9 protein-coding genes are annotated in these 13,019 nt (G+C 63.9%); all 9 read right to left on the bottom strand.

Annotation, left to right across the window (positions count from 1 at the left end; genetic code table 11):
- Positions 1 to 51: 51 nt before the first annotated feature.
- A complete protein-coding gene (locus JFN91_RS18915) occupies positions 52 to 1,059 on the bottom strand; it encodes an AI-2E family transporter (protein WP_199390706.1) in 1,008 nt (335 codons plus the stop codon).
- A gap of 129 nt (positions 1,060 to 1,188) precedes the next feature.
- Entirely contained in the window at positions 1,189 to 1,692 is a 504-nt protein-coding gene (gene tpx / locus JFN91_RS18910) for a thiol peroxidase (RefSeq protein ID WP_199390705.1), read from the bottom strand.
- Positions 1,693 to 1,913: 221 nt separating this feature from the next.
- Positions 1,914 to 4,058: a putative bifunctional diguanylate cyclase/phosphodiesterase gene (locus tag JFN91_RS18905; protein WP_199390704.1), complete on the bottom strand. Its 2,145-nt coding sequence runs from the start codon at positions 4,056 to 4,058 to the stop codon at positions 1,914 to 1,916.
- Between the two features lie 22 nt (positions 4,059 to 4,080).
- Positions 4,081 to 6,930, bottom strand: coding sequence for a response regulator (locus tag JFN91_RS18900; RefSeq protein ID WP_199390703.1), 2,850 nt, complete (start codon positions 6,928 to 6,930; stop codon positions 4,081 to 4,083).
- A 389-nt stretch (positions 6,931 to 7,319) separates the two neighbouring features.
- Positions 7,320 to 7,748, bottom strand: a complete 429-nt coding sequence (locus tag JFN91_RS18895) for a bacteriohemerythrin (protein WP_199390702.1) — start codon at positions 7,746 to 7,748, stop codon at positions 7,320 to 7,322.
- Positions 7,749 to 7,918: 170 nt separating this feature from the next.
- Positions 7,919 to 8,563: a flavodoxin family protein gene (locus JFN91_RS18890; RefSeq protein ID WP_199390701.1), complete on the bottom strand. Its 645-nt coding sequence runs from the start codon at positions 8,561 to 8,563 to the stop codon at positions 7,919 to 7,921.
- Between the two features lie 153 nt (positions 8,564 to 8,716).
- Positions 8,717 to 10,834: a two-component system sensor histidine kinase NtrB gene (locus JFN91_RS18885; protein WP_328747588.1), complete on the bottom strand. Its 2,118-nt coding sequence runs from the start codon at positions 10,832 to 10,834 to the stop codon at positions 8,717 to 8,719.
- A gap of 225 nt (positions 10,835 to 11,059) precedes the next feature.
- Complete coding sequence (dksA, locus tag JFN91_RS18880) at positions 11,060 to 11,416, bottom strand: RNA polymerase-binding protein DksA (protein WP_199390699.1); 357 nt, start codon at positions 11,414 to 11,416, stop codon at positions 11,060 to 11,062.
- Between the two features lie 127 nt (positions 11,417 to 11,543).
- Positions 11,544 to 12,905, bottom strand: a complete 1,362-nt coding sequence (gene radA, locus JFN91_RS18875) for a DNA repair protein RadA (RefSeq protein WP_199390698.1) — start codon at positions 12,903 to 12,905, stop codon at positions 11,544 to 11,546.
- Positions 12,906 to 13,019 lie beyond the last annotated feature (114 nt).

The raw sequence follows: 13,019 nt of genomic DNA, 5'->3' as shown, positions 1-13,019 counted from the left end.
GGCATGCCGGAAATCATACTGCGGCGGTGCCGTTTGGCCAGTGCATGCAGGTCAGACCAGCCGGTAGGCTTTCAGTTCCGCCTTGAGCCAGGCGTAAACCACGGGGGCGGCGACCAGGCCGGCCACTCCGAAGATCGCTTCCATGACCAGCATCGCCGTCAGAAGCTCCCAGACGCTCGCCTTCACCTCACTGCCGACGATGCGGGCGTTGGTGAAGTACTCCAGCTTGTGGATCAGCACCAGGAAACCGAGCGAGGCGACGCCGACCATGGGGGAGACCCCGAGGCTGATCAGCACGATGGTGAAGTTGGAGATGAGGTTCCCCACCACCGGCAGCAGCCCGGCGATGAAGGTGAGCAGGATCAAGAGGGTAGTCATGGGGAGATGCACCCCGCACAGGGGGAGGATCACCGCCAGGTAGAGCGCGGTGAGGGCGGTGTTCAGCAGCGAGATCTTCACCTGGGCGAACACCACCTTGTCGAAGGCGCTGGCCAGGTTCAGGAGCCGGTCGTGCAGGTGCGAGGCGAGCGGCGGAAAATCGGCATCCCTGTTGAAGCGATGCAGGACGGCGAGGCTCCCCACCACCATGCCGAGTACCAGGTGTGCGAAGGTTTTCACTCCGGACATGCCGACCGAGGAGATGTTCTTGCCGTGTTCGCGCAGCATGGTGACCACCTGTTCGCGCAGTTCGTCCACCGTGTCCGGCAGAAGGGCGGTCATTTCCGCGGGGAGGTTCCGCTTCAGGTTGTCCAGGGTCTCCGCAGCGGTCCCGAGCAGGTTGGACATGCCGTGGTGCCCGCGCAAAAAGGACCACAGCCCCAGGCAGACCGCCGACACCAGGCCGATTACGAAGAGGATGATCCCCGCCAGCGCCACTTTCTGGGTCAGCGTCCCCCAGCGCACCGGGAGCTTCAGCGCGAGCTTCGCGGTGAGCGCGTACACCGCCAGGCCGGCGAACACCGCCGGCAGCAGGTGGAAGTGCAGCACCGTGATCACGGCGATGACCGCCAGCGCGTAGCTGATCTGCAAGGTGGTGGGGATGGTGGTTCGGAATTCCATGACCATCCTTTTACTATCAACGGTGCACCCCGTCCAGAAAAATCAGGAAAACGGGGGACATCGCGAGAGCAAAAAAAGGCGCCCGCGGCTTGAGCTGCGGGCGCCTTTGGCGTTGCGGATGGCTCGGGACTAGCCCAGTTCCTTGGCCGCCGCGAGCACGGCGGCGTAGTCCGGCTCCTGGGTCACCTCGGGGACGAAGTGGATGTAGCGGATCACGTTCTTCTGGTCGATGACGAAGATGGCGCGGGCCAGCAGTTTCAGTTCCTCGATCAGCACCCCGTAGGCGAGGGCGAAGGAGCGGTCGCGGTAGTCGGAGAGGGTGACCACCTTGTCGATCCCGGCGGCCCCGCACCACCTCTTCTGGGCGAAGGGGAGGTCGGCGCTGACGGTCAGGACCACTACGTTACCGGGGAGTCCGGCCGCTTCCTGATTGAAACGCCTTGTTTCCGTGTCACAGACCGGTGTGTCCAGTGAAGGAACGGCGCTGATGATCTTCACTTTTCCCTCATAGTTCGCCAGGGTCACCTGGTTGAGAGAGTTGTCCACCACGGCGAAATTGGGAGCGGCGTCTCCCACCTTCAGTTCCGGCCCCACCAGTGTCACCGGGTTTCCCTTGAAAGTAACTTTAGGCATAGTTCCTCCTGCGCAGGTTGAATTCTCGGGAAAGGGTAAGACATTTTCGGCCGATTGCAACTGTTGACTGGTACAGGGCATCGATGGTCGACCATTGGTCGCTAACGCTCCTGCGCGCCCGGGCGGCTTCAGCTTCGGGAGGGTTACTGCCTCCCCCTCCCTTGACGGGAGGGGGGACCAGGAGAGGCAAGGGGACAGGCACCTGCGGAGCCAGTCCCCTTTTAAGGCATGGCGAGCCCCTCGACCAGAAGGCGGGTGATCTCGTCGGGGGGGACCGGGCGGCAGAACAGGTATCCCTGCATGACGGAGCAGCCGCGCTCCAGGAGGAAGTTCATCTGCTCCGCGGTCTCGACCCCCTCGGCGACGATCTCCAGCCTCATGCTGGTGGCCATGGAGATGATGGCGGTGGTGATGGCTGCGCCGTCGGTATCCTTGGTGACGCCGGTGATGAAGGAGCGGTCTATCTTCAGGGTGTCGATGGGGAAGCGCCGCAGATAGCTCAGGGAGGAGTAGCCGGTGCCGAAGTCATCGATGGAGACGGTCACCCCCATGCGCTTCAACTCCGCCAGCGTGGCGGTGGCCTGCTCCACGTCCCGCATGATCACCCCTTCGGTCAGTTCCACCTCGAGGTGGCGCCCCTCCAGGGCGAAGTTCTGCAGGCACTCGGCCACCATCTCCACCAGGCTCTTCTTCAGGAAGTGGCAGCCGGAGAGGTTGACGGCGACCCTGGGGGGAGTAATGCCCTGGGCGAGCCAGGCGGCGACCTGGCGGCACGCGGCATGGACCACCCATTCGTCGATGAGCATGATCTGCCCGCTCTCCTCGGCAAAGGGGATGAAGTTGACGGGGGGGACGAAGCCCAACTCGGGGCTCTGCCAGCGGATCAAGGCCTCCAGCCCGACGATGGCGCCGCTGCCTGCGTCGATCTGCGGCTGGTAGTAGAGCACGAACTCCTCGTTGGCCAGCGCCTTCCTGAGCTGGCGCTCCAGCTGCAGCCGCTCGCAGGCCGCGTCGTTCAGGGCCTGCATGAAGAACTGGGCGTTGTTGCGCCCCTCCCGCTTGGCGTGGTACATGGCGGTGTCGGCGTTGCGCACCAGGGTCATGGCGTCCTCGCCGTCATCGGGGAAGATGCTGATGCCGATGCTGGCGGAAACGCAGATCTCCCCCTCGTCCAGGAGGAAGGGGTCCGAAAGGAGCTGCAGGATGCGCTGCGAGGCCGCGATGACACCGTTGCTGTCCTGGATGTCCTCCATGATGACGGTAAACTCGTCCCCCCCCAGCCGGGCCACCGGGGTCCCTTCCGTGGCCCCCAGCCCCTGCCAGACCGAGTCATAGCCTCGGATGCAGTGCTTGAGGCGCTCGGACACTTCCCTGAGCAGGTCGTCACCGACGGCGTGCCCCAGGGTGTCGTTGATCTCCTTGAACCGGTCCAGGTCCAGGAACAGCACCGCCACCTTTTTACGGTAACGGCGCGCGAAGGTGAGGGCGCGCTCCAGCAGTTCCCCGAACAGGACCCGGTTGGGGAGACCGGTGATGCTGTCGTAGTAGGCAAGGGAGCGCACCTGGTCCTCGATGCGCTTCCTCTCGGTGATGTCCTGGATGGTCCCGGAGATGTACAGCACCCGACCGCTCTCGTCGGTATCTACTTCCCCCTCGGTGTGGCAGTAGCGCTCGTCGCCGCGCGGGAGCACGATCTGGTGGTCCAGGCTGATCGGGCGCTGAAAGGAGCAGGCGTCCTCGAAGGCCTTGTTGCACAGTTCCTTGTCCAGCGGGTGGATGATGTTGAGAAAGGCGGCATAGGAGGAGTCGAACCCGTCCGGGTCAACGGTGAAGATGGTGGCGATCTCCTGGGACCAGTAGAACTTGTCGTTGAGGACGTCCCACTCCCAGCTCCCCATGTGGGCGATGCGGTGCGCCTTGCTCAGGCGCGCCTCGCTCACCCTGAGATCGTGGATGGCCTTGCTGGAGCGGAGCATGTAGCGGACCCGGTGCCGCAGGAGGGCCCAGTGAATGGGCTTGGTGACGAAATCGGTGGCCCCGGCGTCGTAGGCCTCTTCGATGGCCCTGGTGTCATCCAGGCCGGTCATCATGAGGATCGGGACGTCGCGGCCGGCGGCCAGGGCGCGCAGGGACCGGCAGGTGGCAAAGCCATCCATCTCCGGCATCATCACGTCGAGCAGGACGATGTCGGGCTGCAGCTGCCGGAACTGCTCCAGGGCCACCACCCCGTTCTCCGCCTCGGCCACGAAAAACCCAGCCTGCTCCAGGGCAGCCACGGCCAAGTCGCGCATCATCTCGTCGTCATCGACCACCAGTACCAGCTCGGGGCGCAGTTCGTTTTCGTCGTCGGTCAGGATGGCATCCATTTCGCCGTCATCTCCTCCATCGTCATCCTCTCAGCTCCTGCACCGCTGCGAGGTACTCCATTGCCTTAAGGTGCTGCGCCTCGATCTGCTGCAGAAGCGCCTCGGCCCCCTCAAGGGTTCCCTGGACCGCCAGCAGTTCCATCTGTCGGCAGCCTTCGGAGAGCCCCAGGCATCCCAGCGAGGCGCTGCTCGACTTGAGCGTGTGCGCGGCCTGGCGCACCCCCTGCGGGTCCCCGGCGGCAAGTCCCTGCCGCATCGACGCCACCAGCCGCGGGCTCGACTTCATGAACGAGCCGACTACCTTGGCCAGCAGGTCCGGCTTGCCCGGGAGCTGCAGAGCACGGATCTCGTCCAAAAGGGAGGGGTCGATGCCGCCGGTGTCGCTCTCGACCGGCGCCCCGCCGACCGTGGTCGGTTCCCCTGCGCAGTTCAAGGGGGACAGGCACCTGGCGGAGCCAGTCCCCTCGTCTTCCTCGCCGGGGGGCTGCGGCGTGATCCAGCGCTGCAGCAGGGCGACCATCTGCGCCTGCGTGAAGGGCTTGGTCAGGTAGTCGTCCATGCCGGCGGCGAAACACTGCTCACGGTCGCCGCGCATGGCGTGGGCGGTCAGGGCGATTATGGTGTGGTGTTCGCCGTCCGCCGCCTTGTTCTCCCGCTCCCGGATGGCGCGGGTGGCGGCGTAGCCGTCCATGATCGGCATCTGGCAGTCCATGAAGATGAGGTCGAAATCCCGCTGCGCCACGGCTTCCAGCGCCTCGGCGCCGTTGTTGGCGACGCTGACCCGGCAGCCGGAGGCCTCCAGCATGGCGGTTGCCACGTCCTGGTTCACCGGGTTGTCCTCCACCAGGAGCACTGTCGCCGCGAGCGCTACCGCGGCGCCCTGTTCCGCGCCGGCCTGCGGTTGCGCCGCACGGCTCATCCCCACCCCCAAAAGGTCCATGATGGCGTTGTAGAGCCGGGACTGGCGCACCGGCTTGCCGAGGTAGCATCCTATGCCGGCCTTGATCGCTTCACTCTCGTCGCCGTACTGGCCCACCGAGGTCACCATGAGCAGCTTGGTCGGGGCCAGTACCGGGTCCGCTTTGATGGCACGGGCTAGGTCGATCCCGTTCATCACCGGCATCTGCATGTCCAGTATGGCGAAATCGTAGGGGCCCGCTTGATGGGCGGCCCGGCGCATCAGCTCCAGGGCGGTCGCGCCGTTGTCCGCCATGTCGGCGTTGATGCCCCAGGCGTGCAGCTCGTGGTGCATGATGCTGAGGTTGGTCGAGTTGTCGTCGACGATGAAGGCCCGGTAGCCGGCAAGGGAGGTCTGGTCGGGGAGCGCGCTGCGCTGCGACGCGTCACGGCGCAGCTTGAGCGTGAAGTGGAAGGTCGAGCCGATGCCGAGTTCGCTCTCCAGGCCGATCTTCCCGCCCATGAGCTCGACCAGTTGCCGGGCGATGGTGAGCCCCAGGCCGGTCCCGCCGTATTTGCGGGTGGTCGAGTTGTCGGCCTGGGAGAACCCTTCGAAGATGCGCTCCTTTACGTCGGGGGGGATGCCGATGCCGGTGTCGGCCACCTCGAGCCGGACCACGACCTCCTCGCCACGCTCCTCCGCAAGCGTCCCCCGGATCACCACCTCGCCCAGGTCGGTGAACTTCACCGCGTTCCCCACCAGGTTCATCAGGATCTGGTGCACCCGCACCTGGTCACCCACCAGCACCGGCGGGACGTCGTTTTCCACCAGGGCGACGATCTCGAGCCCCTTTCTGTGCGCCGTCTCGGCCAGCAGCTCCACCACGTCGGCCACCGTATCCTGCAGGTTGAAGGCGGTTTCTTCCAGCTCCAGCTTGCCGGCCTCGATCTTGGAGAAGTCCAGGATGTCGTTGATGATGCTGAGCAGTGCCTCGCCGGAGCGACGCACCGAGGAAACGAAGCGGTTTTGCTGCTCGTCCAGCCTGGTGGCCATGAGCAGTTCAGTCATGCCCAGCATCCCGTTCATCGGCGTGCGGATCTCGTGGCTCATGTTGGCCAGGAACTGGCTCTTGGCGCGGCTGGCGGTCTGCGCGGCCTCCATGGCCCGCTGCAGTTCGACCACCGTCAGCTCCAGCTCCTGGGTTCGCTGCGCCACCTTCTGCTCCAACTGGGTGCGGTAGCCGGCAAGCTCACAATCGCGAGCCTGGATCTGCCCCAGCATCTCGTTGAACCCTTCCATGAGGGCCCCCAATTCGTCCTCGCTTCCCTTCTCGACCCGGACCGCGTAGTCCTGGTCCCGGGACACCTCCTCCATGGTCCGGGCCAGTTGCACGATGGGAGCGGAGATGACTCCCTGCAACCTCAGGGAAACCAGGTACGAGCAGAACAGACTTCCCAGCATCGCCAGCAGGGCACCCGAAAGGACCCAGATCAGCTTGGAGTTGACTTCCCGATAGTCGGCGCGGATCACCACGGTCCCCAACTGCTGCCCCTCCAGGAGGATCTTGGAACTGACCACCATGTCGCCGTCCACGTCCCAGAGGTCCCCTGCTGCGGCCTCCAGGGCCAGGGTTTTCCCGGACTTGGCTTGCGGCGCGACCCCCCGGGCCTGGTAAGAGGCGAAAGGCTGCCAGTCCTCGGAGAGGACGTAGGCCTCCAGGATGTACTTCTTGTTCTCCAGGAACTGCAGCGTGCGCTGGGCGTCCTTCTTGTCGCCGAAGGCGAGCGCGGCAGAGCTGTTATGTCCGACGATGGAGGCGAGGGTGGAGAGTTCCTGGTACATCCCGATGCGGGACAGGACGAAGGTGCCCACCACGAAGGTGAGCGAGACGAGCACCAGCGTGAAACCGCTGGCGATCAGCAGGATCAGCATCAATTTTTTGCGTATCGGCAAGCGACCGATCAGTTTCCGCATGGCTTCTACCCGTACCAGTGACCATTCTGGCCACCTCTGTTGCAATCAACACCTTTGCCTTTTCAGACACATCTGCTAGTGGAAGCGTATCGGAGCAGTGCCATGAGAACTTGAACCATTTCCGCCCCGCCTGTTACAGGCCTGCCGTCGGTACTAGCGGCGAGATGGCCGGGGAAGAAGGCGGTGGTTGGGAATGGCTTGGCGTGCGAGGCTTGACGGCGGGATTGTTTTTCGGAACTGACCTGCGAGGGGCATGGATACAGGGGGAGTGGGCGCTTCTTCTCGGGCCGGGGGGAAACGGTTGGCGAGGCAGGTAAAGCAGGAGCGGGGTGGGAGCCGGGGGTCGGCATCCCTTCCCCCGCTTCAGGGGGATGGCGCTGGGGGCGGCGTTAGTCGAGGTCGATGATGACCGGGCTGCCTCCGTGAGCCGTGGCGTAGGCACCCAGATCGCAATCCTTCTGAGAGATATGCTGCACCAGCCAGTCCTTCAGGAAGGTGATGATTTCCAGGGAGATGGCATTGGTGCCGGCCAGGAACTCCTTCTGGATCTCGCCGATTCTCCTGATGAAAAAAGCATGCTCGGCCAGGTGTTCTTCCGTCGCGGGAAATGCGACCTTTTCCATGAGCACTTCTTCCTGTGCGAAGTGGTAGGTGGCGTAATCGATGAGTTCATCCAGCACAGACTCCAGACTCTGCTTCGACTTCTTTTCACAGAATTCGTCGTAGGTCTTGTTGAGCAGTTCCACCAGGTGTTCATGGTGCTGGTCTATCATCTCGTGTCCAACTGCCAGACTTCCGTCCCAAGTCACAATAGGCATGCTTCAACCCTCCCGGTTCAGTGGTAATAAGATCATTATCGGTACCGGGTTCATGAAACTTGAAGAAGTCGGACCTGCTAAAAGTCCTATGAGTTGGCGGCAAAGGAAAAGGCGCCAGCATCACCGATGCAGGCGCCTTTTTAAGTGTGGGTGCCCACCCGCTGGGAAGGCTAAGCCGAGACCAGGCGCTGGCCCAGTTCGAAGGCCTTCTGGCAGTTCTCCGGGAAGAGCACGCTGTGCCGTTCCCGCCGCTGCTGCGGGTCGAAGTAGCTGAAGACGTACTTGTCGTAGTCGTCGAACTGCAGTGTCTCGTTGCAGCAGAGCGTTTCGCACGAGCCGAAGATGCGGGTCAGGAAGGCTTCGTTGCCGCCCATGTGCACCGCGTAGTTGATCTGCTGCATGACAGCCTCGGGCACGTTCATGGTGTAGATGAAGGCGGTTTTGAGCTTCCTCTCGAACAGCGACTCGGGCGGCTGTGCGTAGACGAAGTACTGGAACAGGAGCCTTTCCAGGAAGGAGCACATCTCACCCGTCGCGCGACCGAAGTAGACCGGCGAGCCGAGCACCAGCCCGTCCGCCTGGGCGATCTTCTCGAGTACCGGCGTCAGACCGTCGCGCATGGCGCACGTCCCGTAGCTCTTGCCCCCCTTGAGCTTGCAGGCGAAGCAGCTGGTGCATCCCTTGAAGTCGATGTCGTAGAGGTGGATCAGCTCCGTCTCCGCCCCTTGGGCCGCCGCCCCGTCCAAAGCCTTTTGCAGCACCTGCGCCGTGTTCCATTGCTTCCTGGGGCTGCCGTTGATTCCGATTACTTTCACGTTGCCTCCTGGTCCGTAGAGTTTCTAAGCACCGCGCCGCACAGCGGACGGTGAGCTTTCGGGAGGATAGAACTAACGGGCTCTGGTGACAAGTACGAACCTTTTAGTGCCATAGTACCCTTGGCGATACCTTTGGCTGCGGCGGGTAGCAGGTTACCAGTGCTTGGGCAGGACGATGCGGAATTCGGCGCCGAGGCCGGGGTGGTTGGTGACGTGGATCTTGCCGCCGTGGTTGGTGATGATCCGGTTGGCGATGGGGAGACCCAGACCGGTGCCGCTCGCCTTGGTGGTGAAGAACGGGGTGAAGATGTTGTTCAGCTGCTCGAGCGGGATGCCGCCGCCGGTGTCGACGATCTTGACCGCGATGGCATCCGTGCCGTCCAGCTCAGCGGGATGCACCTGGATCGAGAGCTGCCCCCCCGGCGCCATGGCCTCGAGGGAGTTCTGGATGATGTTGATAAACACCTGCTTCAACTGCTGGCAGTCGCCGAGGAGGACCTGGCGCTGACGCGGAAACTTGGTGCTGATCTCGATCTGCTTCTCTTCGACCGTGGGCGCGGTAATGGTGAGAGTCTCGTTGACGATATCCACGATGTTGCAGCGGGTGTAGCAGATGGTGGTCTTCTTGGAAAAGAGCAGGATCTCGGAAAGGATCCCTTCCAGGCGTATCACTTCGCGCACGATCAGGTCGGCGCTGGCCCACTCGTCACTTTCGGCGGGGAGCTTGCGCGCCAGGCGACCGGCAAAACCACCGATGGACACCAGCGGCCCTTTCAACTCGTGGGCGATACCGGCAGCCATCTCGCCTATGGTCGCAAGACGCTCCTTCTGGAGCAGGTTCTCCTGGGCCTCGCTCAACTGGCGGTGCGCGTCCTCGATCCGGTTGTAGAGCATCGAGTTCTCGATCGCCATGCCGGCCTGGTTGGTGAAAAGCTGCAAAAAGCGCAGGTGCTCCTGGGTGATGGGGGAGAGGGTGAGCGCGTTGTCCACCAGCACCACGCCGACCGTCTGTCCGTGGGCGATCAGGGGGGAGGCGGCCAGTGCGGTGCGGGCTACTGCCGAGGCGTCGGAACCGATGCCCGTCTCTTCGGGGATGTAGATCAACCGCCTCTCGAGCACCGCCTGCGACGCAATGTTCAAGGTCGGGTCCAGTTCGAGCCTCTTTCCCTGCACCTGCCGGGAGAACTCGGACTCCCGCTGGGCCGCCATCTCGTCCTCGGTGATGTCCCAACGGCTGGAGAGGAGGTCGTCGCCTCCCCCCCCCGGCATGGACAGGACCGGGGCGTTCTCGGACGTGACCCCCAGCATCCCCACCAGTGACCCGGAGCGCTCGTTGGCCAGAAACAGCATGGCCCGATCGAAGAAGGGGGTGGGGCCTGAGGTCAGGGCGGTAAGGGTCAGGTGGATCAGCTTGTTCAGCTTGATGGTGGAGAGCATGGTGTTGCTCAGCCGGTACAGCAGGGAGAGTTCCTTCAGCTTCTTCTCGTTCTCGGTATCGAAGCTGGCGACCCGCTCCTCGCAGATGGCCTCGGTCAACGCACCGGCCACCAGGCGCGCCACGGTCCCGGCCAATTCCGCCTGGGCTGTGCTTACCAGGTCGGCGCCACCGAAAAGGGTGAGTGCCCCGAGTTCCTGCCCGTTGCAGGTGAGCGGGGTGCACAGGGCGTAGCGGCATGATCCCGGCAGGGCAAGCTTGTCGGTCCGGGTGGCGCCGGCGGCAAGGGTGCGCACCGAGAGTCTCTGCTCGAACTCGAGCAGCGCGGTGAGCTCTCTCCTCACGCTACTGTGGCACCCTTTGTACACCCGGCCCCGCGCGCGCCCCTTGGCTGCCAGCCGGATCACGGCACAGCCGGCGACCCCTGAACCGGTGCAGAGCTTGACGACCTGCGGCAGCAGCATCGCTGCCGGGGCGGGTGCCTCGATCAGCCGGCCCAGCGACGAGATCAGTGCCAGGTCGCGGCGGGCCTTGTGGGCTTCCTGCTCGGCCGCCAGGCCGGAGAGGGTGAGCGAGAAGATGGGGACCAACTGCCGGCAAAGCGCGACGCTTTCGGAGGGGAGTACGGGGTCGGGACAGGCCAGGGCCAGGACTGCGGTCAACCCGGTGCCGTCGAGAATGGGGATGGCGACAAACTGACCGGACTCGCCGCCGCCGCGCTCTTCCGGGTGCAGATCGACCGAGGTGCCGTAGACCTCGCGCAAGTCGGCGGCGGCGCGGCCGGCGCACCCTTGCCCATAAGGGATCAGGCAGCTGCGGCTCGCTCCTGAGAGCACCGAGCTGAAACATTCCGTGAGAGCGGGTTCTGTAGAATCGGGAAGAAACAGTGAGGCTGAGGCAATACCGGGGGCGCGGGTAGCCGCGCGGAGCAGGCCGCGGAGCCGGCCCTGGTGGGAGCGGCCGGATGACTGGGCAACACGTAACGCTTGCTCCAGGAGGTTATTTCCCTTCCGGGCAGCCATGCGCACTCCGAAGGACGACAACTCGTGGGATGGGGAGAACTAGCGGAACCGTTCTTTCTTTTCCTGCTCCATCTTGCAGTCGATGCAGAGGGTGGTCACCGGGCGGGCCTTGAGGCGCGCTTCGCTGATGTCCTCTTCGCACACCTCGCAGATGCCGAAGGTGCCTTGATCGATGCGGTTCAGCGCTTCCTGGATCTTGACGATCAGCTTGCGCTCGCGGTCCCGGATGCGCAATTCGAAGGTGCGGTCCGATTCCTGGGTGGCACGGTCGGTCGGGTCAGGAAAGTTGGTCGTGTCGGAGTTCATTTCCATGACGGTCCGGCCGGCCTCTTCCAAGAGCGATCGTTTCTCTTCCTGCAGGATACCTCTGAAGTACTCGAGCTTTTCGGTATTCATGACACCTACCCTTTCTAATCAATACGACATTAAAGAGGATTTTTCTAAATTAGTAAAGTGAAATTTTCCTCTTAACGAAAAGACGGCGAAAAACGTATTCTCCGCTGCCTGGGCTCCCAAAGCGGCTCTAGATGGCGTCGAGGGCCTCCGCGAGCGAGGTGACCCCGACCACTTTCATCCCGGCGATCTCCTTCTTGGGTGCGTTCCCCTTGGGGACGATGGCGCGGGTGAAACCGTGCTTCACCCCCTCCTTCAGCCTGGACTCGCCGTTGGAAACCGGGCGTATCTCGCCGGAGAGCCCCACCTCCCCGAATACCAGCAGGTCCTGGGGGAGCAGCGAATTTCTGAAGCTGGAGACGATGGCGAGCGCAACGGCCAAGTCGGCGCTGGTTTCCAGCACCCGGATCCCGCCCACCACGTTGACGAAGACGTCCTGGTCGGAGAGCACCAGCCCGCCGTGCTTGGTGATGACGGCGAGGATCATGGCGATGCGGTTCTGGTCCAGGCCGATGCCGAGCCGGCGCGGCGAGCCGTACTGGGCCGACACCACCAGCGACTGTATCTCCACGAGCAGCGGCCGGGTCCCTTCCCAGAGCACGCTGATGAGACTTCCCGGCGCCGCCGTCTCGGTGCGCGTCAGGAAGATCGCCGAGGGATTTTTTACCTCGCGCAGCCCCCGCTCGGTCATGGCGAAGACCCCGAGTTCGTTCACCGGTCCGAAGCGGTTCTTGGTGGTGCGCATCAGGCGGTAGCGGGCATCCTCGGTGGAGGAGAGCATCACCTGGGTGTCCACCATGTGCGACAGGGTCATGGGGCCGGCCAGGGACTGGTCCTTGGTGACGTGACCGACCATGATCAGCACCACCCCGGAGGTCTTGGCGTAGCAGGTGAAGGCCGCTGCCGACTCGCGCACCTGGGATACCCCGCCCGGCGCGGCGTCGATGCCTGCCGACTGCATCACCTGGATCGAGTCGATGACCACCACCTCGGGGCGTACGCTGTCGGCCGCCTCCAGGACCCGCTCCACGGAACTCTCCGCCAGCATCTTGACCCGGTCCAGCGGCAGTTGCAGCCTGCGGGCGCGCCCTGCTATCTGCTGCAGGGATTCCTCCCCCGAGACGTAGAGCACCTCCTTGCTGGCCGCGGCGTGACACATGGTCTGCAGCAGTATGGTGCTCTTTCCGGCGCCGGGGTCGCCGCCGATCAGGATTACGGAGCCGGGGACGAAACCTCCCCCCAGCACCCGGTCGAACTCTTCGCTGCCGCTGGAGAAGCGGGCTTCCTCGGTGCAACTCACCTCGCCCAGCAAGGTCACTGCCGAGGTGGCTCCGGCAAAACCGTCGCGCCGGCCGGCACGCGGCTCGGCGCCCAGGCGCACCTCCTTGATGGTGCTCCAGGCGTCGCAGGCGCTGCAGTGCCCCTGCCATTTGGGATAGGTCGCGCCACAGTCGGAGCAGACGTACCCGGTCTTCACCTTTACCTTTGCCATACCCCCCCAAGCCTCGCCGAGGGCGAGTGAAAAACTACGTAATCCTAAGCTTTTTGGTAAACAGTGTCAACACTGGCGCGCTTGCGGGCCCTGCCTTCCATTCAGTTTGACAAC

Source organism: Geomonas anaerohicana (genome assembly GCF_016458305.1).
Taxonomy (GTDB): Bacteria; Desulfobacterota; Desulfuromonadia; order Geobacterales; family Geobacteraceae; genus Geomonas; species Geomonas anaerohicana.
The sequence above is the reverse complement of the archived record's forward strand: the minus strand, read 5'-3'. Positions and strand labels throughout refer to the sequence as shown.

Excerpts from the sequence above, each read along its gene's own strand:
- JFN91_RS18905 (WP_199390704.1), bottom strand. The coding sequence starts at position 4,058 with ATGGATGCCATCCTGACCGACGACGAAAACGAACTGCGCCCCGAGCTG.
- tpx (WP_199390705.1), bottom strand. The coding sequence starts at position 1,692 with ATGCCTAAAGTTACTTTCAAGGGAAACCCGGTGACACTGGTGGGGCCG.
- radA (WP_199390698.1), bottom strand. The coding sequence starts at position 12,905 with ATGGCAAAGGTAAAGGTGAAGACCGGGTACGTCTGCTCCGACTGTGGC.
- JFN91_RS18900 (WP_199390703.1), bottom strand. The coding sequence starts at position 6,930 with ATGCGGAAACTGATCGGTCGCTTGCCGATACGCAAAAAATTGATGCTG.
- JFN91_RS18915 (WP_199390706.1), bottom strand. The coding sequence starts at position 1,059 with ATGGAATTCCGAACCACCATCCCCACCACCTTGCAGATCAGCTACGCG.
- JFN91_RS18895 (WP_199390702.1), bottom strand. The coding sequence starts at position 7,748 with ATGCCTATTGTGACTTGGGACGGAAGTCTGGCAGTTGGACACGAGATG.
- dksA (WP_199390699.1), bottom strand. The coding sequence starts at position 11,416 with ATGAATACCGAAAAGCTCGAGTACTTCAGAGGTATCCTGCAGGAAGAG.